General features: G+C 67.0%; 25 protein-coding genes and 1 tRNA gene. 14 read left to right on the forward strand and 12 right to left on the reverse strand.

What is annotated here, in order from left to right; translation table 11 throughout:
* Positions 1-32: 32 nt before the first annotated feature.
* Positions 33-1,631, reverse strand: coding sequence for a 30S ribosomal protein S1 (locus tag ABXG85_RS06515; RefSeq protein WP_353512916.1), 1,599 nt, complete (start codon positions 1,629-1,631; stop codon positions 33-35).
* A gap of 312 nt (positions 1,632-1,943) precedes the next feature.
* Between ABXG85_RS06515 and ABXG85_RS06520 the strand changes: the two genes are divergently transcribed.
* From ABXG85_RS06520 to ABXG85_RS06530, 3 genes are read left to right on the forward strand one after another with little or no spacing between them, the layout of a single operon-like run.
* The gene (locus tag ABXG85_RS06520; RefSeq protein ID WP_353512917.1) at positions 1,944-3,233 is read left to right on the forward strand and encodes an ABC transporter substrate-binding protein; all 1,290 of its coding nucleotides are present in this window, start codon (positions 1,944-1,946) and stop codon (positions 3,231-3,233) included.
* Between the two features lie 50 nt (positions 3,234-3,283).
* A complete protein-coding gene (locus ABXG85_RS06525; RefSeq protein WP_353512918.1) occupies positions 3,284-4,159 on the forward strand; it encodes a carbohydrate ABC transporter permease in 876 nt (291 codons plus the stop codon).
* Positions 4,156-4,998 carry a carbohydrate ABC transporter permease gene (locus tag ABXG85_RS06530; protein ID WP_353512919.1) on the forward strand — a complete coding sequence of 281 codons (843 nt, stop codon included), beginning with the start codon at positions 4,156-4,158 and terminating at the stop codon, positions 4,996-4,998. Before ABXG85_RS06525 ends, ABXG85_RS06530 begins: the two co-directional genes overlap by 4 nt.
* A gap of 10 nt (positions 4,999-5,008) precedes the next feature.
* Here the strand turns inward: ABXG85_RS06530 and ABXG85_RS06535 are convergent, their stop codons facing one another.
* Both ABXG85_RS06535 and ABXG85_RS06540 read right to left on the reverse strand, forming a co-directional pair.
* Positions 5,009-6,583 carry a phosphohexomutase domain-containing protein gene (locus ABXG85_RS06535; RefSeq protein WP_353512920.1) on the reverse strand — a complete coding sequence of 525 codons (1,575 nt, stop codon included), beginning with the start codon at positions 6,581-6,583 and terminating at the stop codon, positions 5,009-5,011.
* 58 nt (positions 6,584-6,641) lie between these two features.
* Complete coding sequence (locus ABXG85_RS06540; RefSeq protein ID WP_353512921.1) at positions 6,642-8,447, reverse strand: peptidylprolyl isomerase; 1,806 nt, start codon at positions 8,445-8,447, stop codon at positions 6,642-6,644.
* Positions 8,448-8,491: 44 nt separating this feature from the next.
* Here ABXG85_RS06540 and ABXG85_RS06545 point away from each other — a divergent pair.
* From ABXG85_RS06545 to ABXG85_RS06560, 4 genes are all read left to right on the forward strand, one after another.
* Positions 8,492-8,568: transfer RNA gene (locus ABXG85_RS06545), tRNA-Arg, on the forward strand.
* A gap of 83 nt (positions 8,569-8,651) precedes the next feature.
* Positions 8,652-9,785, forward strand: coding sequence for an MFS transporter (locus tag ABXG85_RS06550; protein ID WP_353512922.1), 1,134 nt, complete (start codon positions 8,652-8,654; stop codon positions 9,783-9,785).
* A gap of 9 nt (positions 9,786-9,794) precedes the next feature.
* Complete coding sequence (locus ABXG85_RS06555; protein WP_353512923.1) at positions 9,795-10,601, forward strand: universal stress protein; 807 nt, start codon at positions 9,795-9,797, stop codon at positions 10,599-10,601.
* Between the two features lie 49 nt (positions 10,602-10,650).
* Entirely contained in the window at positions 10,651-11,082 is a 432-nt protein-coding gene (locus ABXG85_RS06560; RefSeq protein ID WP_353512924.1) for a CBS domain-containing protein, read from the forward strand.
* Here ABXG85_RS06560 and ABXG85_RS06565 read toward each other — a convergent pair.
* The gene (locus ABXG85_RS06565) at positions 11,079-11,426 is read right to left on the reverse strand and encodes a phage holin family protein (RefSeq protein WP_353512925.1); all 348 of its coding nucleotides are present in this window, start codon (positions 11,424-11,426) and stop codon (positions 11,079-11,081) included. The two genes, ABXG85_RS06560 and ABXG85_RS06565, sit on opposite strands and share 4 nt — an antisense overlap.
* 156 nt (positions 11,427-11,582) lie before the next feature.
* Between ABXG85_RS06565 and ABXG85_RS06570 the strand changes: the two genes are divergently transcribed.
* The 4 genes from ABXG85_RS06570 to ABXG85_RS06585 are packed head-to-tail and all read left to right on the forward strand — an operon-like array spanning position 11,583 to position 16,151.
* On the forward strand, positions 11,583-12,242 hold the full coding sequence (locus tag ABXG85_RS06570) for a DUF5639 domain-containing protein (RefSeq protein WP_353512926.1): 660 nt from the start codon (positions 11,583-11,585) through the stop codon (positions 12,240-12,242).
* A gap of 25 nt (positions 12,243-12,267) precedes the next feature.
* On the forward strand, positions 12,268-13,323 hold the full coding sequence (gene pheS, locus ABXG85_RS06575; protein ID WP_353512927.1) for a phenylalanine--tRNA ligase subunit alpha: 1,056 nt from the start codon (positions 12,268-12,270) through the stop codon (positions 13,321-13,323).
* Positions 13,320-15,668: a phenylalanine--tRNA ligase subunit beta gene (gene pheT / locus ABXG85_RS06580; RefSeq protein ID WP_353512928.1), complete on the forward strand. Its 2,349-nt coding sequence runs from the start codon at positions 13,320-13,322 to the stop codon at positions 15,666-15,668. Before pheS ends, pheT begins: the two co-directional genes overlap by 4 nt.
* Positions 15,669-15,677: 9 nt before the next feature.
* On the forward strand, positions 15,678-16,151 hold the full coding sequence (locus ABXG85_RS06585; RefSeq protein WP_353512929.1) for a hypothetical protein: 474 nt from the start codon (positions 15,678-15,680) through the stop codon (positions 16,149-16,151).
* On the opposite strand, the gene pfkA is transcribed toward ABXG85_RS06585, so the two are convergent.
* The 5 genes from pfkA to ABXG85_RS06610 form a co-directional block, all read right to left on the reverse strand.
* A complete protein-coding gene (pfkA, locus tag ABXG85_RS06590) occupies positions 16,119-17,087 on the reverse strand; it encodes a 6-phosphofructokinase (RefSeq protein WP_353512930.1) in 969 nt (322 codons plus the stop codon). The genes ABXG85_RS06585 and pfkA overlap by 33 nt on opposite strands.
* Entirely contained in the window at positions 17,084-17,884 is an 801-nt protein-coding gene (gene rsmI / locus ABXG85_RS06595) for a 16S rRNA (cytidine(1402)-2'-O)-methyltransferase (RefSeq protein WP_353512931.1), read from the reverse strand. The genes pfkA and rsmI overlap by 4 nt, the downstream gene beginning before the upstream one ends.
* A 1-nt stretch (position 17,885) precedes the next feature.
* Entirely contained in the window at positions 17,886-18,380 is a 495-nt protein-coding gene (locus tag ABXG85_RS06600; protein ID WP_353512932.1) for a TFIIB-type zinc ribbon-containing protein, read from the reverse strand.
* Between the two features lie 73 nt (positions 18,381-18,453).
* On the reverse strand, positions 18,454-18,981 hold the full coding sequence (locus ABXG85_RS06605) for an inorganic diphosphatase (RefSeq protein WP_353512933.1): 528 nt from the start codon (positions 18,979-18,981) through the stop codon (positions 18,454-18,456).
* 10 nt (positions 18,982-18,991) lie between these two features.
* Entirely contained in the window at positions 18,992-19,621 is a 630-nt protein-coding gene (locus tag ABXG85_RS06610) for a glycerophosphodiester phosphodiesterase (protein ID WP_353512934.1), read from the reverse strand.
* 22 nt (positions 19,622-19,643) lie between these two features.
* On the opposite strand from ABXG85_RS06610, the gene ABXG85_RS06615 reads away from it, so the two are divergent.
* From ABXG85_RS06615 to ABXG85_RS06625, 3 genes are read left to right on the forward strand one after another with little or no spacing between them, the layout of a single operon-like run.
* A complete protein-coding gene (locus tag ABXG85_RS06615) occupies positions 19,644-20,279 on the forward strand; it encodes a YcxB family protein (protein ID WP_353512935.1) in 636 nt (211 codons plus the stop codon).
* Complete coding sequence (locus ABXG85_RS06620) at positions 20,252-20,560, forward strand: ComEA family DNA-binding protein (protein WP_353512936.1); 309 nt, start codon at positions 20,252-20,254, stop codon at positions 20,558-20,560. The genes ABXG85_RS06615 and ABXG85_RS06620 overlap by 28 nt, the downstream gene beginning before the upstream one ends.
* Positions 20,547-22,577: a DNA internalization-related competence protein ComEC/Rec2 gene (locus ABXG85_RS06625; protein WP_353512937.1), complete on the forward strand. Its 2,031-nt coding sequence runs from the start codon at positions 20,547-20,549 to the stop codon at positions 22,575-22,577. The genes ABXG85_RS06620 and ABXG85_RS06625 overlap by 14 nt, the downstream gene beginning before the upstream one ends.
* Here ABXG85_RS06625 and ABXG85_RS06630 read toward each other — a convergent pair.
* The 3 genes from ABXG85_RS06630 to rsmG are packed head-to-tail and all read right to left on the reverse strand — an operon-like array spanning position 22,565 to position 24,826.
* On the reverse strand, positions 22,565-23,371 hold the full coding sequence (locus ABXG85_RS06630; protein WP_353512938.1) for a ParB/RepB/Spo0J family partition protein: 807 nt from the start codon (positions 23,369-23,371) through the stop codon (positions 22,565-22,567). The two genes, ABXG85_RS06625 and ABXG85_RS06630, sit on opposite strands and share 13 nt — an antisense overlap.
* Entirely contained in the window at positions 23,355-24,104 is a 750-nt protein-coding gene (soj, locus tag ABXG85_RS06635; RefSeq protein WP_353512939.1) for a chromosome-partitioning ATPase Soj, read from the reverse strand. Before soj ends, ABXG85_RS06630 begins: the two co-directional genes overlap by 17 nt.
* Positions 24,098-24,826: a 16S rRNA (guanine(527)-N(7))-methyltransferase RsmG gene (gene rsmG / locus ABXG85_RS06640; protein WP_353512940.1), complete on the reverse strand. Its 729-nt coding sequence runs from the start codon at positions 24,824-24,826 to the stop codon at positions 24,098-24,100. The genes soj and rsmG overlap by 7 nt, the downstream gene beginning before the upstream one ends.
* Positions 24,827-24,852 lie beyond the last annotated feature (26 nt).

The following is a 24,852-nucleotide window of genomic DNA, read 5'->3' on the forward strand; positions in this document are numbered from 1 at the left end:
GGGGCTTTCCAGGGCCCCTCAGGGGCCCTTCGTTACTTTTCCTCCTCCAGACCCAAGCTCGCCAGGAGGTCCCCGTAGAGGTCACCCAGCTTCACGCTGGTGCTGGCGGTGGGCACGGCGGAAGCGTCGTAGAGGTTGTACTCCGCCACCGCCCCGTACTCGTACTCCCGCCGCTCCTCTCGGCGGCCCCCAGAGGGCTTGCGCTTGCCCCGGGCCTCCTTGCCCTTGGCCCGGCGGGGGCGCTCCTCCTCCGCCTTGGGGGGCGGCGGGGGAAGAAGCCGCTTCCGGGAGAGGGAAATGCGCTGTTCCACGGGGTCGATGTGGAGGACCACCACCTCCATCTCATCGCCCTTCTTGAAGTGGGCAGCGGGGTTTTCCACCCGCACGTGGTCCAGCTCGGAAACGTGGACCAGACCCTCCATACCAGGCTCCAGCTCCACGAAGACGCCGAAGTCCGTGACCCCCGTGACCTTGCCCTTGACCACGGTGCCCGGGGGGTACTTCTCCACCAGAAGCTGCCAGGGGTCGGGCTGGGTCTGCTTGAGGCCCAAGGAAAGCCGGCGCTCCTCCGGGTCCAGGCGCAGGACCACCGCCTCCACCTCCTCGCCCTCCTTCACCACCTCGGAGGGGTGCTTGGGCCGCTTGGTCCAGGAGAGTTCGGAGATGTGGATCAGGCCCTCGAGGCCCGGCTCCACCTCCACGAAGGCGCCAAACTGGGTGAGCCCCACCACCTTGCCCCGCACCCGGGTGCCCACGGGGTATTTCTCCGCCACCGTGGTCCAGGGATCGGGGATGAGGGCCTTGATGGAGAGGTTGACCCGCTCCTTGGCCGGGTCCACGGACACCACCTGAGCCCGCACCTTCTGCCCCTTGTGCAGGACCTCCCGGGGGTGGCCGAACCGGCCCCAGGTGATCTCCGAGCGGTGGACGAGGCCGTCCACGGGGCCCAGATTGACGAAGGCCCCGAAGTCGGTGACCTCCACCACGGTGCCCTCCACCACCTGGCCGGGCTCGAGGCCCTGGAAGAAGGCCTCCTTGGCCTTCTTCTGCTCCTCCTCTAGCACCGCCCGACGGGAAAGGAGAACCCGCCCCTTCTTGCGGTTGAGCTCGATGATCTTGGCCAGGATCTGCTGGCCCACATAGGCATCCAGGTTAGGGGTACGCCTAAGGTCCAGCTGGGAAGCCGGAATAAACGCCTGGACGCCATCTAGCTCGGCGACCACGCCCCCCTTGACCTTCTCCTTCACCGTGACGGCAACCGGCTCACCCTTCTCGTAAAGTTCCTGGATACGGTCCCAGTGTTCCCTGGCCTCCACTTTCTTGCGGGAAAGAAGAATCTGACCCGTATCCGGGTCCACCTTGAGCACTTGCACCCGCACCAGGTCTCCTGGCTTGAGGAGGTTCTTGAGCTCCTCCTCGGAAAGGGGCTTCTCCGTGAGCTGGTTGAAGGGGATGATGCCTTCCGTCTTAGCGCCGATATCTACCGCCACACCTTCGGAACCCACCAAGACCACTGTGCCCGTCAGGACTTGGCCGGGACGCACACGCTTTTCCAAGCGGGCCTCGGTTTCCTGCAGGGCCTCTTCCATGCTGAAGGTCTTTTCTGGGGTCTGGGTCGCCTTTTCTTCCATGCCGCCTCTTTCCTCCTTACGCGCCTTCCTCAGGAAGGCGGGCGCCTTTGGCGCTCGCCCACACGAAAAGATGGGGGAGGCTCTTTACTCCCCTCTTCCGTGTGAACCGGCCCCGAAGGGCATACCCTTCCTTTATATCACGCCCCCTGGTCTCTGCCAAGGGGTTTGCCCCCGACCTTCCCCCCGATGTTCCGAGGAAGCCAAGGGGATAGAGCGCTGTAGCCAGGACAAGAGGGTTTTCTTGGGGGTGGTTGACGAGGAAAAGAATAGGGGGTAAAATCGCCTTGGAAAAGCTTCCATAGGAGGTTTCGTATGAGGCGCAGGGAGTTTCTTAAGAAGGCAGGGGTGGGCCTGGCAGCAAGCCTGGTGCTGGGTCCGGCGGTGGTGCGGGCCCAGGCAGGACCCGTCATCCGGGTAGCAGGCGACTCCACCGCCGTGGGGGAGGGCGGCCGCTGGATGAAGGAGATGGTGGAGGCCTGGGGGAAGAAGACGGGCACCCGGGTGGAGTACATCGACTCCCCTGCGGACACCAACGACCGCCTGGCCCTTTACCAGCAGTACTGGGCGGCCAAGAGCCCCGATGTGGACGTCTACATGATCGACGTCATCTGGCCGGGCATCGTGGCCCCCCACGCCTTGGACCTGAAAGGGTACTTTAGCGAGGCCGAGCTCAAGGAATTCTTCCCCCGCATTCTCCAGAACAACACCATCCGCGGCAAGCTCACCTCCATCCCCTTCTTCACCGACGCCGGTATTCTTTACTATCGCACCGACCTCTTACAGAAATACGGCTTCCAAAACCCGCCCCGCACCTGGGCTGAGCTGGAGCAGATGGCCCAGAAGGTCATTGAGGGCGAGCGGCGAGCGGGTAACCGGGACTTCTGGGGCTTCGTCTTCCAGGGCAAGCCCTACGAGGGCCTCACCTGCGACGCTCTAGAGTGGATTTACTCCCACAAGGGTGGGCGCATCGTAGAGCCCGATGGCACTATCAGCGTGAACAACGGCCGCGCGGCCTTGGCCTTAAACACCGTCCGGCGCTACGTGGGCACCATCGCCCCCCAGGGGGTCACCTCCTACGCCGAGGAGGAGGCCAGGAACGTCTGGCAGCAGGGCAATGCCCTCTTCATGCGCAACTGGCCCTACGCCTACGCCCTGGGCCAGGCGGAGGGGAGCCCCATCCGGGGCAAGTTCGCCGTGACCGTACTGCCCAAGGGCGCCGCCGACGCCCCTAACGCCGCCACCTTGGGCGGCTGGCAGCTCATGGTTTCCGCTTACAGCCGCTACCCCAAGGAGGCTGCCGACTTGGTCAAGTACCTGGCCTCCTACGAGGTGCAGAAGGACAACGCCGTGCGGCTTTCCCGGCTGCCCACCCGGCCTGCCCTCTACACCGACAAGGACGTCTTGGCCAAGAACCCCTGGTTCCGCAACCTCCTTCCCGTCTTCCAAAACGCCGTCTCCCGCCCCTCCGACGTGGCCGGGGCCAAGTACAATCAGGTTTCCGAGGCTATCTGGACCGAGGTGCATAGCGCCCTCACCGGGCGTAAGACGGGCGAAGCGGCGGTGCGGGACCTCGAGGCCCGCCTGCGCCGCATCCTGCGGTAAAAGGCCTTTTCCCCGGGGGGCTCAGCGCCCCCCGGGGTTACCCTAAAGCCATGCTCACGCAAAGGCAGGTCCGCCTAGCCTGGCTCCTGATCCTTCCCACCCTGTTGGTGGTGGTCCTGGTGGCGGGCTACCCCTTGGCCCAGGTCTTCTACTGGTCCTTCTTCAAGGCCGATATCGCCTTCGTGGAGCCCCCGGAGTTCGTGGGCCTGGAAAACTACCGGTTTCTCCTCCAAGACCCCGACTTCCGCCAGGCCCTTTGGAACACCCTGAAGTTCACCGTGATCTCCGTGGGCCTGGAAACCCTCTTGGGCCTGGCCATAGCCCTCATCATCCACTCCAACTTCAAGGGACGGGGCCTGGTGCGCGCCGCCATCCTCATCCCCTGGGCCATCCCCACGGTGGTCTCCGCCAAGATGTGGCAGTGGATGCTCCACGACGTCTACGGGGTCATCAACGTGATTGGGGTCAAGCTCGGCCTCCTTTCGCAGAAGATCGCCTTCTTGGCCCGCCCCGAGCTCATCCTTCCCTCCATCATCGCCGTGGACGTGTGGAAGACCACCCCCTTCATGGCCCTCCTCCTCTTGGCCGGCCTTCAGCTCATCCCCGAGGAGCTCTATGAGGCGGCTAGCATCGACGGAGCCACCCGCTGGCAACAGTTTTGGACCATCACCCTGCCCCTCCTCACCCCCGCCTTGGTGGTGGCCCTCATCTTCCGCACCCTGGATGCGCTTCGGGTCTTTGACGTGATCTTCGTCATGAGCGGGGCCAACCCCGCCACCCGTTCCCTGGCCATCTACAACCGCCAGACCCTCATTGACTTCCAGGACCTGGGCTACGGCTCGGCCATCAGCGTGGCCATCCTGGCCCTCATCTTCGTCTTCGTGATCCTCTACATGCGCACCATCGGAAAGGAGGCCCTCCGATGAAGGCTTTTTGGCGCGCGGCCAACCGGGGGCTTTTCTACCTCCTGGTGGTCTTCGTGGTGGTGTATAGCGTTTTCCCCTTCTATTGGGCGGTGATTTCCAGCTTCAAGCCTTCAGACGCCCTCTTTTCCCCCGATCCCAGCTTTTTGCCCGTCCCCTTCACCCTGGACCACTACAAAAACGTCTTCCTCCAAGCCAACTTCGGCCGCAACCTGCTCAACTCCCTCATCGTGGCCGGGGGGGCCACCCTGCTCTCCTTGGCCCTGGGGGTCCTGGCCGCCTACGCCCTGGGCCGGCTTCCCTTTCCCCCCAAGAACGCCGTCTTGTACCTGGTCCTGGCCATGACCATGTTCCCCCAGATTGCCGTGCTGGGGGGGCTTTTCATGCTCCTGAGGCAGACGGGGCTTTTCAACACCCACCTGGGCCTCATCCTCACCTACCTCCTCTTCACCCTGCCCTTCACCGTGTGGGTGCTGGTGGGGTACTTCCGGGGGCTTCCCCGGGAGCTGGAGGAGGCAGCCTACGTGGACGGGGCCACCCCCTTGCAAACCCTCCTTAAGGTGATGCTTCCCCTCACCGGACCTGGGCTAGTAACCACGGGGCTTTTGGCTTTCATCGCCGCCTGGAACGAGTACCTTTTCGCCCTCACCTTCACCGTGGGGGATACGGTGAAGACCGTGCCCCCCGCCATCGCCAGCTTTGGTGGGGCCACGCCCTTTGAGATCCCCTGGGGCTCCATCATGGCGGCCAGCGTGGTGGTGACGGTTCCCTTGGTGGTCCTGGTCCTGATCTTCCAGGGGCGCATCGTGGCCGGGCTAACGGCGGGGGCGGTGAAGGGCTAGGGTTAGGGCCTTAGGCCAGGGCCCGCTCTAGGAGGGCGAGGGCCGAGCGGAGGACCTCCTCCAGATGGGCCTCGTCCTTGAAGCTTTCCGCGTAGACCTTGGCCACGTCCTCGGTGCCGCTGGGCCTCACGGCGAACCAGGCGCTTTGGGTCACCACCTTGAGGCCCCCCAAGGGCTCGCCGTTGCCTTTGGCGCGGGTGAGGACCTCGAGGATAGGCTCCCCCGCCAGGGTCCTTTCCCCAATGGCCTCCGGGGATAGCCGGGCCAGCCGGGCCTTGGCCTCCGGGCCCATGGGGATATCCTTGCGGGCGTAGAAGGGGCGGCCCAAGGAAGCGGCGAGGGTTTCGTAGAGGAGGTCGGGAGCCTGGCCCCGTTTGGCCTGGAGCTCGGCGGCGAGAAGCCCCAGGAGGATCCCGTCCTTGTCGGTGGTGAAGGGCCTGCCGTCGAAGCGGAGGAAGCTTGCCCCGGCGCTTTCCTCCCCGCCAAAGCCGAGCCACCCCGCCAAAAGCCCCTCCACGAAGTGCTTGAAGCCCACGGGGGTTTCGTAAACCTCCCGGCCCAAGGCCTGGGCCACCCGGTCCAGAAGGGCGCTGGTCACGGCGGTCTTGCCCACCTTGGCCCCAGGCCAGGCCCGGGTGGTGAAGAGGTGGTAAACCGCTGCGGCCAGGTAGTGGTTGGGGTTCATGAGGCCCCGGGGCGTGACGATGCCGTGGCGGTCGGCGTCGGGGTCGTTGCCGATGGCCAGGTCAAACCGATCCTTGAGCGCCAAAAGCCCTGCCATGGCATAGGGGCTGGAGCAGTCCATGCGGATCTTGCCGTCGTGGTCCGGGGGCATGAAGCGGAAGGTGGGGTCTAGGGTGGGGTTGACCACCTCCAGGTTAAGGCCATAGGCCTCCGCCAGGCGCTCCCACACCCTTAGGCTCGCTCCCCCTAAGGGGTCCACCCCTATCCTGAGGCCGCTGGCCCGGATGGCCTCGAGGTCCACCGCCTCCTTCACCTTCTCCACGTAAAGCCCGGCGAAGTCAAAGGGCTTGGCCTGTTCCTTGGCGGCTTTTAGGGAAAGACGCTTGACCCCTTTTAACCCTTCCGCTAAGAGGGCGTTGGCCCGGGCCTCGATGGCCTGGGTGATGCGGGGGTCGGCGGGGCCGCCCGTGGGGGGGTTGTACTTGAAGCCCCCGTCCTCGGGAGGGTTGTGGCTCGGGGTGAGGAGGACCCCGTCCGCCTTGGCCTCGTGGCGGGCGTTGTGCTCCAGGATGGCCAAGGAAACCAAAGGCGTGGGGGTGAAGCCCTCCTCCACCTCCACCCACACCTCCACCCCGTTGGCGGCAAAGACCTCCAAGGCCGTGGCCCAGGCGGGGGTGGAGAGGGCGTGGGTGTCCTTGGCCAGGAAGAGGGGACCCGTGGCCCCAAAGGAGGTCCTGAGGTCGGCGATGGCCTGGGCCATGGCCAGGACGTGGGCCTCGGTGAAGGTACCCTTCAAGCTACTTCCCCGGTGGCCGCTGGTGCCAAAGGCCACCCGCTTCAGGGGGTCTTGGGGGTCGGGGGTTTCCTCGTAGTACAGGGTGAGGAGGGTTAGCAGGTCCATGGCCCCATCTTACGGAGAAGGGGGAGGCCCAAAGGCCTCCCCCAGACCGCCTTGGGGCTTAGGGCTTGGCGGGGGTTTCCTGCGGGGCCTCTTTGGGCTTTTCCTCCGTCTTGGGGGTGAGTTCGGCCAGCACCTGGTTCAGGCGGTTTTCAATCTGGGCCTTCTTTCTGAGCTCTTGGATGAGAGCCTGAGCCTCGGCTTGCCGCTTCTTGGCGATAACCCCCTCGAGGGCCTCTTCCGCCACCTGGGCGTAGGGCTTGAGGACCTCCGCCTGGCGGTTCTTGATGAGAAGCACGGCGAAGGTGCCGTCTTCCAGCTTCACCACCTCGCTCACCTCGCCCAAAGGCCCTTTGGGGAAGGTTTCCTTCACCTTGAAGACCAGGCGGTCCAAGACTGCGGGGAGCTGGTTGGGGTTCACGGTGCCGTACTCCGTGATCTCGCCCTCTTGGGCCTTGGCCAGGGCCTGCAGGTCCCCACCCCGCAGAGCGGCCTCGCGGAAGGCCTTGGCCTTGGCCTCGCTCTTGAAGACCACCCCCACCACCTCGGCGCTGGCGGGCACGGTGAAGAGGGCGGGGTTTTCCGCATAATAGCGGCGGGCCTCCTCCTCGGTGGCGGTCACGTCCCGGGTGGCGTAAAGCACGTAGGCCTGGGCCATCTCGTCCTTGCTGCCGATGAAGGGCTTGCCGCTTTTCTTGGCCTCCTCCACCAGGAGCTCCCGGTCCACCAGGCTTTCCAGGGTCTGGGGCAGGAAGAACTGCACCGCCAGCTCCCCCAAGCCCTGCTGGATGAGGACCGCCGTCTGCTGGTTGGAAAAGACGGGCTGGAGCACCTGGGAAAGGAGGATCTCCTTCCCGTTCACCGTGGCCACAGCCGGGTTTTTGTAGGTGTAGGAGCTATCCTCGGCGAAGCGCACCTGGGCTTTGTCGCGAAGCTCTTCCAGGTAGGCCTCGAGGGCCCCGTTCCCCTTGGCCTGGGCCGCATCCTTCTCCACCTGGTCCTTGACCTCCTCAAAGCTCGGGGCCTTGGCGGGGAGGTATTCCTCCACCCTCACCAGGTAATAACGCCCCCCCGCCTCTATGGGGCCTACCAGGCCCGGGCCCTTGAGGGCAAAGACCGCCTCGGCCACCTTCTCGGGGAAGACCACCTTGGTCACGGGCTTAGGCTCGCTTTCCCCGGGAGCGGCCCCCAAGGCGCCCCCCTGTTCCGCCCCCACCTTGGAGTGCTGCTTGGCCAAGGCGGCGAAGTCCTCCCCGGCCTTGGCCTTGGCGGCCAGATCCTCCGCCAGTTTCTTGTCGTCCACCACGATCTGCCGCGCCTTTACCCGGGGCTCGCCCTTGTAGTTTTCCTGGTGGACCTCAAAGTAGAAGCGCACCTCCTCCGGGGTGGGTTTGGCGGCGGCGCGGATCTGCTCCAGGCGCTTTTGGATCTGGAGCTGGGTCTTGATCTCCCCCCGGAGCTCCGCATCGGTGAAGCCAATCTGGTTCAGGAACTGCTCGTAGGCCTTCTTCTCCTTCAAGCCGTACTGCTCCCGGATGCGCTCCACCTCCTTGCGCACCTCCGCGCTCCCCACCCGGACGCGGGCGGCGTCCTGCTTCAGGGCCTCGGTGAGGATCACCTGCTCCAGGAAATGGGTGTCCACCAGGGTCTTCAAAAGCCCCTGGGGGTTGGCGGCGTAAAGGGGATCGTTCCCCTGGAGCCTAAGGAGGTCCAGCTCGTAGACCGCCTTCCCGTTCACCCAGAGCACGGGTTTTCCCCGCGTCTGCTGCCCCGCCTGAGGGGTGAAGAGGAGGATGGCCCCCACGGCGAAGGCCAAGGCCAGTAGACCGAAGAGGATGGTGATGATCCTTTTGTTGATGCCAAACACTTGACCGCCTCCTCCTGTGCGTGCTAGGATAGCTCCCGCTGAGTGCGCCCGTAGCTCAGCTGGATAGAGCGTCGGCCTCCGGAGCCGAAGGTCAGAGGTTCGAGTCCTCTCGGGCGCGCCATTTTTCTTTTTGCCCTCCGGAAAGCCCGTAGCACGAGGGGATTTTAGCACATTCCCCGTGAGAAACCGGTTTAGGATGGAGGGGTGTTGCCCCTCCTCCTCGCTTGGCTCCACACGGTAAACGACCTCTTCTCCAACTTCCTCACCCCCCTGTTGCCCAAGCTCATGGCCCACTTCGGGGTAGGCCTGGGCACCGCAGGGCTTTTGGTTTCCGTTTATTCCCTCACGGGGAGCCTCCTGCAGCCCTTCGCCGGTCTGGTGGCCGACCGGGTGGACCGGAGACTCCTCGCCGCCTTGGGCCCGGTGCTGGTGGCCTTGGGTATGGGCTCCTTAGGGCTTTGGCCCCGGTTTGAGGCCTTGCTCTTGGTGCTAGGGTTGGCTGGGCTCGGCTCAGCCCTCTTCCACGCCTCGGGAGCCAGCCTGGTGGGGGAGTTCGCCCCCCCGGACCGGAGGGGCTTTTGGCTTTCCTTTTTCGGCTCCGCCGGCTATTTGGGGCTTTCCTTAGGGCCCGTGGTGGCCCTCTTCGCCGTGGGGGCCTGGGGGCTAAAAGGGCTCGTTCTCCTTACCCCTTTGGCGCTTCTCCCCGCCCTTTTCCTCCTCCGCCTCCCCCCAGTGCGGCGCCAGGGAAAGCCCGCAGGGCTAAAGGATTTCCTCCGGGTCTTCCGGGGGGACGTGGCCCGGCTTTGGGGCATGGCCACCTTGCGGAGCCTGGTCTTCATGAGCTTTTCCACCACCTTGCCCTACTGGTACGCCACCCGGGGGCTTTCCGACGCCTACACCGCCTTTAGCCTTTCCGTGTACAGCTTTTCCGCCACCTTGGGGGCCTTCTTGGGCGGCACCCTTTCCGACCGCTTTGGGCGCAAGGCGGTGCTGGTGGGCACCTTGAGCTTCGGCCTGCCCCTTTACCTGGCCCTGCTCCTCCTGCCCCCCGAAAACCCCCTTTACCTCTTCCTCCTGGCCATCACGGGGGCCTTGATGAATGCCGGCATCCCCGTGGCCGTGGCCCTAGCCCAAGAGCTGGAGCCCACCCAGACGGCCACGGTTTCCGGCCTCCTCATGGGCTTCACCTGGGGCTTTGCCGGGCTCTTTTACGCCCCCATCGGCCACCTGATCGAACGCTTGGGGGTGATGCCGGTTCTTCTGGCCTTGGGGGCTTTGCTCCTGCCCGCTTGGGGGCTTGCCCAGGGGGTGCGGGGGGCAAAGGCCCAGGAAGCGTAAGATGGTTTCATGAGAATTCTCTTGGCCACGGACGGTTCCCCTCAGGCCCGGGGGGCGGAGGTGCTGGCGGAGTGGCTTGGCTACAAGCTCGGCGCCAAGCTCCTGATCCTCTTCGTGCGGGACGTGCGGCTTGTGCGGGTACCGGAGCTTTTGGACTTCGGCGCCCTTACCATCCCGGTTCCCGCCTACCGGGAGGAGCTGGAAAAGGCCCTCACCGCCAAGGGGGAAGCCCTACTCTTGCGCCTAGCGCAAAGCGCCAAGGAGGCGGGGATTCCCGTGGAAACCCTGATGGAAACGGGACTACCCCACGAGGTGATCCTGCGCCACGCCCGCACCGCAGATCTCCTCGTCCTGGGGCGGAGCGGGGAGGCCCACGGGGGGAGCTTCGCCGGGCTCGGGAGCACGGTGGACCGGGTGCTAAGGGCTTCCCCTACCCCGGTGTTGGTGGCCCCCGTGGAGTACGTGAAGCTCACGGGGGCCCTTTTGGGTTACAACGCCTCGGAAAGCGCCGTGCGCGCCCTGCACACCCTGGGGGCCTTGGCCAAGCCCTTGGGGCTAGCGGTGCGGGTGGTGAGCGTGCATGACGACCCCGTGCAGGCCTCGGCCTGGGCCCTCGAGGCCGAAGCCTACCTCAAGGACCAGGGCCTTCCCGCCGAGGCCTTGGCCTTCTCCGGTGACCCAGCGGAACACCTCCTTTCCCTCCAAGGCCCCGAGGACCTTTTGGCCCTGGGGGCCCCGGTGCGGCGGCTCGTCTTGGGGAGCACGGCGGAGCACGTGGTGCGCCACGCCGTGGGCCCCGTCCTCACCGTGCGATAAGGTGTGGCCCCCTTTGGTATAATGAACCCCTAAAGGGAAAGGGGGGTCCATGAGGGTACGCCAGGTTTTGCTCCACAAGGGGAGCCAGGTCTACACCATCCACCCCGAGGCCACGGTGCTGGAGGCGTTGCGGAAGCTGGCCGAATACGATATCGGCGCCCTTTTGGTCATGGAAGGCGAGCGGCTTTTGGGCATCTTCTCCGAGCGGGACTACGCCCGCAAGTTGGTCCTTCTGGGTCGGTTCTCCAAGGACACCCGGGTGGGGGAGGTGATGACGCAAGACCCCATTACCCTCTCCCCCGAGGCGGAGCTGGCGGAGGCTATGCGCCTCATGACCGAACACCGGGTGCGCCACCTGCCCGTGGTGGAAGGGGGCAAGGTGGTGGGGGTAATGTCCATCGGGGACGTGGTGAAGGCCATCATGGGCGAGCAGGAGATGGTCATTGGGGAGCTTTCCCGCTACGTGATGGAAAACCGCTAGTCCCGAAAGAGCCAGTTGAGGAGAAGGCTTACCAAGGAAAGGATCAAAGCCCCCACTACAGCCCCGCCAAAGCCCTGCACGGAAAGCGCTGTGACCTCCGCCACCACGTAGAGCACCGCCCCGTTCACCACCAGGGTGAAAAGCCCCAGGGTGAGGAGGTTCAAAGGCAGGGTGAGGAAGAGAAGGAGGGGTCTTAGGAGGGCGTTGGCCAGTCCCCAGATGGCCCCCGCCACCAGGTAGTCCAAAAGCCCCGCCCCTGGGTCAAACCGGACCCCCGGGTAAAGGAGGCTCACAAGCCACAGGGCCAGGGTGTTGAGGAGGAGCCTCGCCAAAAGCCCGCGCATGTCCTTAGCCTAGCAAAGCGACCCTAGGGCTTCCCTGGTCCGGGAGCCCTGGACTTAAGGGCGGGTGGCTACCCATTTATTCCGCAGGCGTGCTAGCCCGGCGACCAAGGCGGTAAAGCCTCCCTCAGGGGGCAAGATCCATGGCACTATGGCATCATGGAGCTCCGCGCCGCCGACCAGTACCTGGTGGCCGAGGCAGAAACGAGCCTTCTCGCCGTCCACGAGGCCCTACGGGGCACGGGCCTTTACCCGCCCTTTCCCCCGGTGGAGCTTCCCGGGGGGGTGGGGGGGCTTGTGGCCCGGGGAGGGTTCGCCCAGAACTTCTTCTTCCCCGCCGAGGTCCTGGGCCTCACCTTCCGCACCCCCAAGGGCCGGGTGGTGCGGGCCGGGGGGGTGGTGGTGAAAAACGTCCAGGGGTACGACCTGGTGCGCCTTTTCGTGGGGAGCTTCGGCCTCTTGGGGGAGGCTTTGGCGGTGGTCTTCCGCCTTAGGCCGGGGCGGGCCTCCCGCTTCCTGCGCCGCCCCTTTAGCGGGGCCTTCCCCGAGCTTTCGCCCCAGCCTCGCTTTCTCTTCGCCCTACAGGAGGGGGACTCCGGGTGGCTATACGCCTACCACTTCGGCCCCGAGAAGGAGGTGGAGCGCTTCGCCGAGGCCTTCGGCGGGGAGGAGGCAGGGCCCTTGGACCTGAGGCCCCTTTTTCCCCGGGGCATGGGGGTGGGGGAAGGCCCGGTAAGGGACCTGCGGTTTTCCTGGCGGGATGGGGGCGAGGCCCCGGAGGCCCCGGCCCTTTTTCAAAGGCTCGCCGCCTCCCTTTAGGCCCTTTCAGGGTATCCTCTAAGGGATGCGGGAGCTGGAAGAAGCCTTAGCCGCCATCCGCGAGGCAGAGGACCTCGAGGCCCTAAAAACCCTTAAAGCCCGCTACCTGGGCAAAAAAGGCCTCCTCACCGAGGCCCTGAAGGCCCTGGCCCACCTGCCCTTGGAGGAAAAAAAGCGGCGGGGGCAGGAGCTCAACGCCCTCAAAGAGGCCCTGGAGCAGGCCCTGGAAGACCGGGCGCGGGAGCTGGAAGAAGCCGCCCTCAAGGAAGCCTTGGAGCGGGAGCGGCTGGACGTCTCCTTGCCGGGGGTGCGGCTTTTTTCGGGGGGGCTCCACCCCATCACCCTCATGGAGCGGGAGCTCGTGGCCATCTTCCAGGCCCTGGGCTACGAGGCGGTGGAGGGCCCCGAGGTGGAGAGCGAGCTTTTCAACTTTGACGCCCTGAACATCCCCGAGCACCACCCGGCGCGGGACATGTGGGACACCTTCTGGCTGGAAGGCACCTACCGGGTGCCGGGCCCCTTGGGGGAGGAGGCGGAAGGAAAGCTCCTTTTGCGCACCCACACCTCCCCCATGCAGGTGCGCTACATGGTGGCCCACACCCCCCCTTTTCGCATCGTGGTGCCGGGGCGGGTCTTCCGCTTTGAGCAGACGGACGCCACCCACGAGGCGGTCTTCCACCAGCTCGAGGGGCTGGTGGTGGGGGAGGGGATCACCATGGCCCACCTGAAGGGGGCCATCTTCGAGCTGGCCCAGGCCCTCTTCGGCCCCGAGGCCCGGGTGCGCTTCCAGCCCGTCTACTTCCCCTTCGTGGAACCCGGGGCCCAGTTCGCCATCTGGTGGCCGGAAGGGAGGAAGTGGCTGGAGCTTGGGGGGGCAGGGATGGTTCACCCCAAGGTCTTCCAGGCGGTGGACGCCTACCGGAAGCGCCTGGGCCTCCCCCCGGCCTATGAGGGGGTAACGGGCTTCGCCTTCGGGCTCGGCATAGAGAGGCTCGCCATGCTCCGCTTCGGCATCCCGGACATCCGCTACTTCTTTGGGGGAAGGCTTAAGTTCCTGGAGCAGTTCAGGGGGGTTCTATGAGGGTGCCTTTCTCCTGGCTCAAGGCCTACCTGCCGGAACTGGAAAGCCCCGAGGTCCTGGAGGAGCGCCTGGCGGGGTTGGGCTTTGAAACGGACCGCATGGAGCGCATCTTCCGCATCCCCAAGGAGGTGGTCTTCGCCCGGGTGCTGGAGGCAAGCCCCATCCCCAGCACCGGGCTTAAGCGCCTGGTCCTGGATGCGGGAAGGGTGGTGGAGGTGGTCTCGGGGGCGGGAAACGCCCGGGCGGGCATCGGCGTGGCCCTGGCCCTCCCCGGGGCGGAGGTGGGGGGGGTGCGCATCGGGGAGCGGACCATCCAAGGGGTGGTTTCCCACGGCATGGCCCTCTCCCCCAAGGAGCTCGGGGTGGGAGAGTACGGCGGGGGGCTCCTGGAATTGCCCCAGGATGCCCTGCCCCCCGGCACCCCCCTGGCGGAGGCCTGGCCCGAGGAGGTGGTGTTGGACCTCGAGGTCACCCCCAACCGTCCCGACGCCCTGGGGCTTTTGGGCCTGGCCTACGACCTCCACGCCCTGGGCTACGCCCTAGCGGAGCCCGAGGTGAACCTCAGGACCGAGGCGGTGCCCCTTCCCTTCGGCCTCAAGGTGGAGGACCCGCAGGGCGCCCCCCACTTCACCCTGGGCTACGCCTTCGCCCTGCGGGTGAGGCCAAGCCCCCTTTGGCTGCAAAGGGCGCTCTTCGCCGCGGGGATGCGGCCCATCAGCAACGTGGTGGACGTTACCAACTACGTAATGCTAGAGAGGGCCCAGCCCATGCACGCCTTTGACCTGCGCTTTCTGGGCCAGGGCATCCTGGTGCGGCGGGCAAGGCCTGGGGAAAGGCTTCGCACCCTGGACGGGGTAGAGCGCGCCCTCCACCCCGAGGACCTGGTCATCGCCGGCTACCGCGGGGAGGAGAGCTTCCCCGTGGGCCTGGCCGGGGTCATGGGCGGGGCGGAAAGCGAGGTGCGGGAGGACACGGAGGCTATCGCCCTGGAGGTGGCCTGTTTTGACCCCATCTCCATCCGCAAAACCGCCCGCCGCCACGCCCTCCGCACCGAGGCCAGCTACCGCTTTGAACGCGGGGTGGACCCCTTGGGGCAGATCCCCGCCCAGAAGCGGGCCCTAAGCCTCCTCCAGGCCCTGGCGGGGGCGAGGGTGGCGGAGGAAATCCTGGAAGCGGGCCACCCCACCCCGCCCCAGCCCATCCCCTTCCGCCCGGACTACGTCAACCGCCTCCTGGGCACCGCCTATCCGGAAGGGGAGCAGCTTGCCATCCTGCGGCGCCTGGGCTGCCGGGTGGAGGGGGAGGGCCCCTACAGGGTCACCCCCCCGAGCCGCAGGCGGGACCTCACCCTGGAGGAGGACCTGGTGGAGGAGGTGGCCCGCATCCAGGGGTACGAAACCATCCCCCTTTCCCTCCCCGCCTTCTTCCCCGCCCCCGACAACCGGGGGGTGGGCAGGCCCTACCAAAAGGAGCGCCGCCTCCGGGAGCTTTTGGCGGGGCTGGGCTTCCAGGAGGTCTACACCTATAGCTTCAGCGATCCCGAGGAAGCCCCCCGCTTCCACCTGCCCCCACCCCCCCTGCGGCTCCTAAACCCCTTGAGCCCCGAGAAGGCCGCCCTGCGCACCCACCTCTTCCCCGGCCTTTTGAAGGTCCTCAAGGAAAACCTGGCCCTGGACAAGCCGGAAAGGGCCCTCCTCTTTGAGGTGGGCCGGGTCTACGGGGTGGAAGGGGCGGTGGTGCGGGAAGAAACCCACCTGGCGGGCCTCCTCTTCGGGGAGGGGGTGGGGCTTCCCTTTGGGGAGAAGCTTTCCGGATACCCCCTCCTCAAGGGGCTTTTGGAGGCCCTCTTCGCCCGGCTTGGCCTGGCTCTCGAGGTGGAGGCCCACCCCTACCCCTTCCTCCACCCTGGGGTTTCGGGCCGCCTCCTTGTGGAGGGGAGGGCGTGGGGCTTCCTCGGGGAGGTCCACCCCGAGGTGCTAAAGGCCCTCGAGCTTCCCCGCACCTGGGTCTTTGAGCTCCTCCTGCCCCTTCCCGAGAAGGCCTTCCGCTTCCAAGACCCCTCCCGCTACCCCCTGGCCCTCCGGGACCTGGCGGTGGTGGTGCCCGAGGCCACGCCCTACGCCGAGGTGGAGCGGGTCCTTTGGGAAGCGGCGGGGCCTTATTTGGAAAGCCTCGCCCTCTTTGACCTTTACCAGGGAGCGCCCCTCAAACCCGGCACCAAGAGCCTCGCCTTCCACCTCCGCTTCCGCCACCCCGAGCGCACCCTCACCGACGAGGAGGTGGATAGGGCCATGGCCCGGGCCTTCCAGGCGGTACGGGAGCGGGGCTGGGACATAAGGGGGTAGACTTTTCCCATGCTCACCTGGGTAGACCTCTTGGCCCTCTTCAGCCTGGCCTTGGGCCTCGCCTTGGGCTACCGGGGCGGGGTGGTCATGGGCTTTATGGGGGCGGGCCTGGTGCTCTACCTCCTCTTGGCGCAACTCGGCCTCTCGGGGTGGGGCGTGGCCTTGGTCTTGGGCCTGGGGGCGGGGCTTTTGGGAAAGAGCCTTCCCCTCTCCCGCCTTCCCCGGGCCCTCGAGGCCCTCCTGGGGACGCTTGGGGGCCTCCTTTTGGGCCTGTTCCTGGCCCTAAGCCTCTGGACGGGCTACCCCTGGGAAAGGACCGCAGCCGCCACCCTGCGCTACCCCGCCGCCACCCTCCCCACCCCCATCTACCAGGGGGTGGCGCAAAGCCCCTTCGCCCGGGAGGCCTTCCGCCTGGCCTGGAGCACCCCTTGGCTGCGCAAGGCCCTGGCCCTAGAGGGCCAGCACGCGGGAAAGGCCAAGTAGGGCCCGGTTGATGTCCTTGCGCCTTTCCACCGCCTCCTTGAGGGGGGTGAGCTCCACTTCCCCTTCCACCTCCCCCACCATGACCCCGCTGGTCCCTGCGGCCAAGGCCTCCACCGCCGCCGCCCCCAGGCGGCTCGCCAGGATGCGGTCCTTGGCCGTGGGGCTCCCGCCCCGCTGGATGTGGCCCAGGACCGTGACCCGGGCCTCCACCGCCATGTGCTCCTTGATGGCGGTAAGAAGCCCCGCTGCCCCTCCCGGGTACGCCCCCTCCGCCACCACCACGATGGAACTGGTCTTGCCCCGGCGCTGGGATTCCAAAAGCCCCTCGGCGATGGCCTTGGGGTCCACCGGCTCCTCAGGCACGGCGATGACCTCCGCCCCCCCCGCCAGGCCCACGTCCAAGGCGATAAAGCCGGCGTTCCGCCCCATGACCTCGATGAAGAAGACCCGCTCGTGGCTCGCCGCGGTGTCGCGGATGCGGTCGATGGCCTCTAAGGCGGTGTTCACCGCGGTGTCGAAGCCGATGGTGTAGTCGGTGCCGTAGAGGTCGTTGTCGATGGTGCCGGGAACCCCCACCACGGGGATGCGGTGCTCCTCCATGAGCCGCATGGCCCCGCGAAAGGTGCCGTCCCCCCCGATGGCCACCAGACCCTCAATCCCCGCCTCCACAAGCTTCTTCGCCGCCTTGGCCCGGCCCTCGGGGGTGAGGAACTCCTGGCTCCTTGCGGTGAGGAGGACGGTCCCTCCCCGTTGCAGGATGTTGGCCACATCCCGCACCCCCAAAGGCACCATCTCCCCTAGGATCATCCCGGCATAGCCCCGCCGGATGCCGATGACCTCGAGGCCCAAGGCGTAGGCCTGCCGCACCACCGCCCGGATGGCGGCGTTCATCCCGGGGGCGTCCCCCCCGCTGGTGAAGACCCCTATGCGCCTCATGCGTCCTCCTCTCCCTCCTCCATGGAAAGGCGATAGGCCTCGTTCCGCGGCACCCCCCGCTCCAAAAGGGCGCGGAAAAGCTCCCTTCCCTTAAGCCCCTCCGCCCGGAGCGCCCTCGCCCAGGCCTCCCCCGATGGGCCAGCAGGCGCCTTGGGCGCCAACACCAAAACGAACTCCCCCTTGGGCTCCTGAAAGCGTTCCAGGGCCTCCGCTAGGGTTCCCCGGAAGACCTCCTCGTGCACCTTGGAAAGCTCCCGGGCCACGGCCACGGGGTGCTCGGGGCCGTAAACCTCCATGAGGTCCCGAAGCGTCTTGGCCAGGCGGTGGGGGCTTTCGTAGAGCACCGCCGTCCTCCCCTCCCGGGCCAGGGCGAGAAGCCTCTCCTTGCGCTCCTTCCCCGCCTTGGGCAAAAAGCCCTCAAAGGTGAAGCGATGGGTGGGCAGGCCCGAGGCCACCAGGGCGGGGATGAGGGCGGTGGGTCCGGGAAGCGCTTCCACCCGCCAACCCCATTCTAAGGCCTGGCGTACCAGCTCCGCCCCAGGGTCGGAGATGCCCGGGGTGCCGGCATCCGTGGCGTAGGCCACGTAGGTGTAGGGGGCAAGGAGCTCCCGGGCCCGGCCCAGGGTGTGCTGGTCTAGCCTCAGGGTGGGGGTGGGGATGCCGTAGTGGCGGAGGAGAAGCCCCGTGCGCCTCGTGTCCTCGCAGGCTACCACCTCCGCCTCCTTCAGCACCCTAAGTGCCCTCAGGGTGATGTCCTCCAGGTTGCCGATGGGGGTAGGGACGAGGACGAGGCGCACGCTAGAGGAGGATGGGACGCAACAGGGCCAAGACCTGGCGGAAGGGGAGCTCGTAGACCGAGCCCGAGGGGAGGGTGAACTCCAAAAGGTCCTGCGTTCCGGGAAAGACCACCCGCCTCAGGGCCAAGACGCCCTGGTCGCTATCCACGTGAACCGTGACGTAGTCGGGCTCCAGGTTGGGCTCGTCCTCCGCTTCCTTGGGGGGCTCCTCCCCCACTCCTTCCTCCAGGCGGCGAAGCGCCTCCAAGAGCTCCGCCTTGGGCACCCGCACCTCTTCCTCGAGGGTGCCATCGGAAAAGACCAAAACCGCCTCTCCCCCTTCGCCATAGGCGGAAAGGCCCCAAAGGGGCTCCTTGTTTTCCTCCGGAAGCTCCACCACCTCCAAGGTGCCATCGGCAAGGAGGCGCAAAACCGCCCCACAGGCCTCGCAGTCCAAAAGGTCCCCCGCCTCGTACCCTTCTAGCTCCAAGGTTTCCCCGCACACCGGGCAGACCATGATCCCCTCCTAGGGCCATTCTACGCCGCAAAAAGCCCGGCCCCGAGGCCGGGCGGAAAGGCCCAGGGCCCGCCTACTTCCCGTAGCGGGCGATGCAGGCCCTGACCTCCTCCAAGGCAGCGGCCCGGTCGCGCCAGCCCGTGACCTTGACCCACTTGCCCTTCTTGGCCTCCAGAGCTTTGTAGGTTTCGAAGAAGTGCTGGATCTCCTGCTTCACCCCTTCGGGCACATCGGAAATGTCTTGAATATGGTCCAGCCGTTGGTCCTCCGCCACCACCCCGATCACCTTGGCGTCCCCGCCCTTTTCGTCCTCCATGAGGAGGAGGCCCACCACCCGCACCTCCACCACCACCCCCGGAAGCAGGGGGTAGGTGGAGAGGACTAGGCCATCCAAGGGGTCCCCGTCCTCGGCCAGGGTGGAGGGGATGAAGCCGTAATCTCCAGGGTAGAACTGAGCTCCGGGCAGAACCCGGTCCAGCTTGATCACCCCAAGCCTGGGGTCGTACTCGTACTTGTTCCCGGAGCCGCGGGGAACCTCGATGACCATGTTCACCACTTCCGGCGCCTTCTCGCCCACGGGGAGGGTCTTCAGGTTCGCCATAGCCCCCCCATTATACGAGGGCTTCGGGGAAGTCCCCCACCAGGGCGTCCACCCCCCAGGCGGCCAAGGCCTGGGCCTGGGAACGGGCGTTCACCGTCCAGGCCAGGAGGCGGTAGCGCCCCTTGAGGGTCCGCACCCGTTCCTCCGTGAGGAGAGAGGCCTCGGGATGGAGCCACTCCACCCCTAGGCAAGGGGCCAGGGCCTCCGCCTCCTCCCGCTCGTAGAGGAAGCCCAAGGGACCTACCCCTAGGCGCCTTAAGCGCACCAGGGCAAAGGGGTCAAAGGAGCTTACCCAAAGCCTCCTTGTGGGGTAGCGGGCGAGAAGGCGGGCCAAGGCCTCCTCCCGGCCGTCGGTATCGGGGGGAAGGCTTTTTAACTCCACGTTGATCCAAGCCCCAGGAAAGCTTTCCAAAACCTCCTCCAAGGTAGGTACGTAGGCGGGCAGCTCCCGCCGGGTAAGCCCCGCCAAGGGCACCCCCTCCAGGGTGAAATCGTGGTGGACCACCAAGACCCCGTCTTGGGTGAGGTGCACGTCCAGCTCAAACCCGTCCAGCCCCGCCTCCAAAGCTTTCCTGAAGGACTCCAAGGTATTCTCCCGCGCCCGGTGGGGGGCGCCGCGGTGGCCTAAGCGCAAGGGCACGGGGGAAGTATACAATGGGGCCATGGGCAAGTATGAAGACGCCTTTTCCCGGCTGGGGGAGGAAGCCCTGGCCCGCCTCGAGGGGCCGGGTGGTTTTCTAGCCGTGACCGAGGCGCACCTGGTCTTTGTGGACGAGGAAGGGGTCAAGCGCCTGGAGCTCGCCCGCATTCGCCGCGTGGGCCGGGGGGAGGGGGGAGTCCTCCTGGTCCAGGGGGAGGGGAGCTCTTTGGAAATCCCCCTGAAGGCCTTTTCCCTCGAGGAGCTCAAAGCCTTCTTAGAGGGGCTAAAGCCCCACGTGGCGCGGGCCCGCAAGGCTACCAGCACCCCGCCCCCGGCACCGCCCAAACCCCTCGAGCCCAGCAGCCCTCCAGAGCCCCCGAAGCCCCCCCTTTGGGAAGAGGAAGCGCCCCCAAAGCGGGCCTCGGTGGAACTCGCCCCGGAACCGGAACCATCCCGCGAAGCCCCACTTCCTGAACCCCTAAAGCGGCGAAACCCTTTGGCCCTGCCCCTTCGGGCCCTCGCCCTCCTCACCCTGGGCTACACCGTGGCCTTCGTGGCCCTGAACCCGGGGGCCGACCCCTGGGCCTTAGCCGGGGTGGCGCTCGGGGGGCTCGGCCTCGCCTTGACGGAGTGGGCCTTGGCTACCTCCTTGCGGTAGCCCTCCTGGCCCTCCTCGCCCTCTGGCCCAAGGTGGCGCCCCGGCCAGGACCCGTGCGGGTGGAGGTCTATCGCCAGGCGGCCTTCCAGCCCCCATTGATCGAGCCCATCAGCCTAAACCAGGCCAGCCTGGAGGAGCTGGAGGCCCTCCCCGGGGTGGGCCCGGTCTTGGCCCGGCGCATCCTGGAGGGAAGGCCCTATGGCCGGGTGGAAGACCTCCTTAGGGTGAAGGGCATTGGCCCCGCCACCCTGGAGCGCCTCAGGCCCTATGTCCGCCCTTAGAAGTTTGGGCCTGGGGCTTGGCGTAGGAGGCGCCTTGGGTGCCTTGGGACTCCTTTACCCTTGGGCTCTCCTCCTCGCCCTTCCCTTCCTTCCCCGCTTCCGCCTGCCCCTTTTGGCAGGGCTCGTCCTGGTCCTCCTGCGGGGGCTCCTCTTTCCCCTTCCCGAACCTCCCTACGGCCAAAGGCTGGAGGGTACCTTCGCTGTGCGGGGGGGCTTCGCCCAGATCCAAGGGCACCGCCTGTACCTCCACCACTACCCGCCCCTCCCCGACGGGGTCTACCGCCTCCGTGGCTACATCGCCCCGCCCGAGGGGAAGCGGAACCCAGGCGGGTTCGACCAGGCCACCTGGCTCCGCTCCTTAGAGGTGTTGGGGGTGTTCCACGTGGAACGGCAGGAAGCTCTTTCCCCCCTGCCAGACCCCCGCGCCGGGTGGCGCCAACGGCTCGTTGCCGGCCTTTCCCCTCCCGTGGCGGAGCTTCTGGAGGGGGTGGTTCTAGGGGAGAAGAGGGGCCTCGAGGAGGCCTACGCCTGGTTCCAGCGGGCGGGCCTCGCTCACCTCCTGGCCCTTTCCGGGCTCCACGTAGGCTTCCTGGTAGGGGCGTTCCTCCTCCTCCCCTTGGGGCGGTGGCGCTACCTCCTCGCCCTTCTCCTCCTTCCCTTCTACCTTTGGCTCGCCGGCCCTAGCCCCTCCCTGGTGCGGGCCAGCCTCATGGCGGGGCTCTCCCTTCTGGGGCTTTTCCTAGGCCTGGGGGCTGCCGGGGTGCTCCAGGCTTTGGGCCTCGCCCTATTCTTCCAGCTCCTCCTCACCCCCCACGCCCTCCTGAGCCTCGGGCTTCAACTGTCCTACCTGGCGGTCCTGGGCCTGGCCCTGGTCCTCCCCGCCCTCGCAAGGCCCCAGGGCCTTTCTGGGTATCTCCTTCACACCCTCGCCGCTACCCTGGCGGCGCAGATCTTCCTGGTGCCCCTACTCCTCCACGCCTTCGGCTTCATGCCCCTCCTTTCTCCCCTCACCAACCTCTTGGCCTTGCCCCTGGTGGCCCTCCTGGTGCCCCTAGGCTTCCTCAAGCTCTTCCTAGGCGGCCTTCTCGCCCCACCGGCGGAGGTGCTAGGAAGCGCCCTCCTCACCCTAGCCCAGGCCGCGGGGGCGGGGCCTCTTCTACGGTGGGGGGAGATCGCCCCCTGGGGCTTTGGGCTTTACTACCTGGGCCTTCTCCCTCTCCTCCTCGCCCTCCACCGGAAGCTCCCCTGGCGTCGGGCCCTCTTCCTCACCTCCCTTCCCGTACTGGTTAGCCTCCTTGCCGCCTGGCCCAAGCCCCTGGACCTGTACCTCCTGGACGTGGGCCAGGGGGACGCCCTCCTCGCCCGCATGGGCGGGGCCGAGGTCCTGGTGGACGGCGGTCGGCCCGAGCAAGCGGAAACCCTCCTCCGGGCCCTCCGCGCCCTGGGAGTGGAAGCCCTGGAGGTCCTGGTGGCCACCCACCCCGACGCCGACCACGTGGGAAGCCTTCCCCAGGTGGTGGCCGAGCTGCCCGTGGGCCTTGCCCTCCTTTCCCCCGCTTTCCCCCAGGACCACCCCCTGGTGCGGGCCCTAAGGGAAAAGGGTATACCCACCCTTTACCCGGGTGCGGGAAGCCGCTTCCGGGTGGGGAAGGGGGAGGTAGCGGTGCTTTGGCCGGCCCGCCTGAGCGGGGAGGAAAACCAAGACGGCCTCGCCCTCCTTCTGGACTACGGCCTCGGCAAGGCCCTCCTTCTCGCCGACCTCCCTGCGGCGGTGGAAGCGGAGCTGGAGGTGGGCCCCGTGGAGGTCCTCAAGGTAAGCCACCACGGCGCCCGCACCAGCACCTCGGAAGCCCTCCTCGCCAAGGCCAGGCCCCAGGTGGCCCTCATCGGGGTGGGTAAAAACCCCTACGGCCACCCCCACTCCGAGGTGCTGGAGCGCCTGGGAGCTTGGGGGGTCCAGGTCCTGCGCACCGATCAGCACGGGGCCATCCGGGTCCTCTTCGGCTACGCCTGGTAGCCCAGGCGCTCCAAGAGGAGGGCCAGCTCCTCCTCCGAGCGGAAGTGGATCACCACCTTTCCCCTCTTCTCCCCCACCACCCGCACCGGCAGGCCCAGGTGCCGGGAAAGCTCCAGGGCCAAAGGGGAAGGCTCTACCTTTTTCCGTTCCCGGAAAAGGCGCTCCCTTAGCGCCTCCGCCTGGCGCACGGAAAGGCCTTTTTCCAGGATTTCCTTAAGTCCCCAAAGCCGATCCTCGGGCTCCAGCATCAACAGGGCCCGGGCGTGGCCGGCCGTGATCTTCCCCTCCTCCAAGGCCGCCAAGACCTCCTCGGGAAGCTGCAAGAGGCGTAAGGCGTTGGCCACGGTGGGCCGGGCCTTGCCCACCTTTTTCGCCACCTCCTCCTGGGTGAGGCCCATCTGCACCAGGGCCTGGTAACCCCGGGCCTCCTCCACGGGGGAGAGGTCTTCCCGCTGTAGGTTTTCCACTAGGGCGAGCTCCAGGGCTTCCTGGTCCGTGAGATCCCGCACAAGAGCGGGCACCTCCTCAAGCCCCGCCAATAGGGCCGCCCTATAGCGCCTTTCCCCGGCCACCAGCTCGTACCCGTCCCCCTTGGGCCGCACTAAGAGGGGCTGGAGAAGGCCCTTTTCCCGGATGGAGGCGGCCAGCTCCCGCAGACTTTCCTCAGTGAAACGGCGCCTCGGCTGGTTGGGGTTAGGGCGGATGGCGGCGAGGGGCAGACGCACCGCCCCCCCGGGGGACTTGGGCAAGAGGGCCTCGAGGCCCTTCCCTAAGCCGCTAGCCTTCTTGGACACGGGCGATCACCTCCTCGGCCAGGCGGCGGTAGGCGTGGGCCCCGGGGGAGGTGGGGGCGTGCTGGGCGATGGTGCGCCCGAAGCTCGGGGCCTCCGCCAGGCGCACGTTGCGGGGCACCACCGTCCAGAACACCTTCTCCCCGAAGTGGGCCCGAAGCTGGGCCTCCACCTGTTGCGATAGCAGGGTGCGGCCATCGTACATGGTGATGAGGATGCCCAATAGGCGCAAGGAGGGGTTGATTCGGCTCCGCACCTCGTCCAAGGTGGCCAGAAGGCCCGCCACCCCCTCCAGGGCGTAGTACTCCGCCTGCACCGGTACCACTACCCCTTCCGCCGCCGCCAGGGCGTTCAGGGTGATGGGGGAGAGGCTTGGGGGAACGTCCAGGAGGATGAACTCGTACCCCCGGTCCTCCAGGACCTCCCGGAGCGCCGTGGGGGCCTCAGCCAGCTCCACCGTGGCCCCCACCAGCTCCGGGGTGGAGGGGAGGAGGTGGAAACCGTCCACCGCCTGGACCAATTCCTCCAGCCTTGCACCCTGGAGCAGGTGGTACACGCCCCGCCCCGCCCGCACCCCTAGGCCGCTGGTGGCGTTCCCCTGGGGGTCCAGGTCCACCAGGAGGACCCGCTTGCCCATGCGGGCCAGATAGGCGGCCAGGTTGATGGCGGTGGTGGTCTTTCCCACCCCTCCCTTTTGGTTGACCAAGGCGATGCGCCGCACCTTGGCCTTTAGCATAATGGATGCTTCTCGGGAAGGCCGGGACGCCGGGGATAACGGGCTGGAGTGGGGGCTTCTTTAGAGAGGACTACCAGGTGCCGCTCCTCCCCGCCGTAGGGAAGGGTAAGGCGCCGCACCTCCCCCATGCGCCCGCCCAGGAGGGGAAGGGCTTGCGGCAGGCGGTCCAGCTCCTCCGCCACTCTGGGCCCCTTTTGGGCCACCATGGCCCCTTCTAAGGCCAAAAAGGGAAGGCCCAACTCCGCCAGCACGCACAAGGGGGCCACCGCCCGGGCCACCACCCGGTGGTAGGCCTCCCGGTGTTGCGGGTCATGGGCCAGGACCTCCGCCCTGCCCCAAATCGCCTTGACCCCTTTCAGGCCCAGGGCCGCCACCGCCTCGGCCACGAAGTCCACCTTCTTCTTCGTAGCGTCCAGAAGGGTGAGTTCCAGTTCTGGGCGCACGATCTTGAGCGGCAAGCCCGGGAACCCCGCCCCCGTGCCCAGGTCTAGAACGCGCCAAGGGCCCTCCCACAGGGGCAAGGCCAGGAGGGTGAGGGAGTCCAGAAAGTGCTTCCCCACCACCTCGGCCTCCGTACGCAAGGCGGTGAGGTTGACCCGGCGGTTGGCCTCCATCAGGAGCTCGTACAGGTGGGAAAAGGCGGGCACATGGGGGCCGAGGTCCAGGCCCAGGGCCTTTCCCCCTTCCAGAAGAAGCCGAACGCCCTCCGGGCTCAGGCCCACACCCCACCCCCCCGTTTCACGGGAAA

It is taken from the genome of Thermus sp. LT1-2-5, assembly GCF_040363165.1.
Taxonomy (GTDB): Bacteria; Deinococcota; Deinococci; order Deinococcales; family Thermaceae; genus Thermus.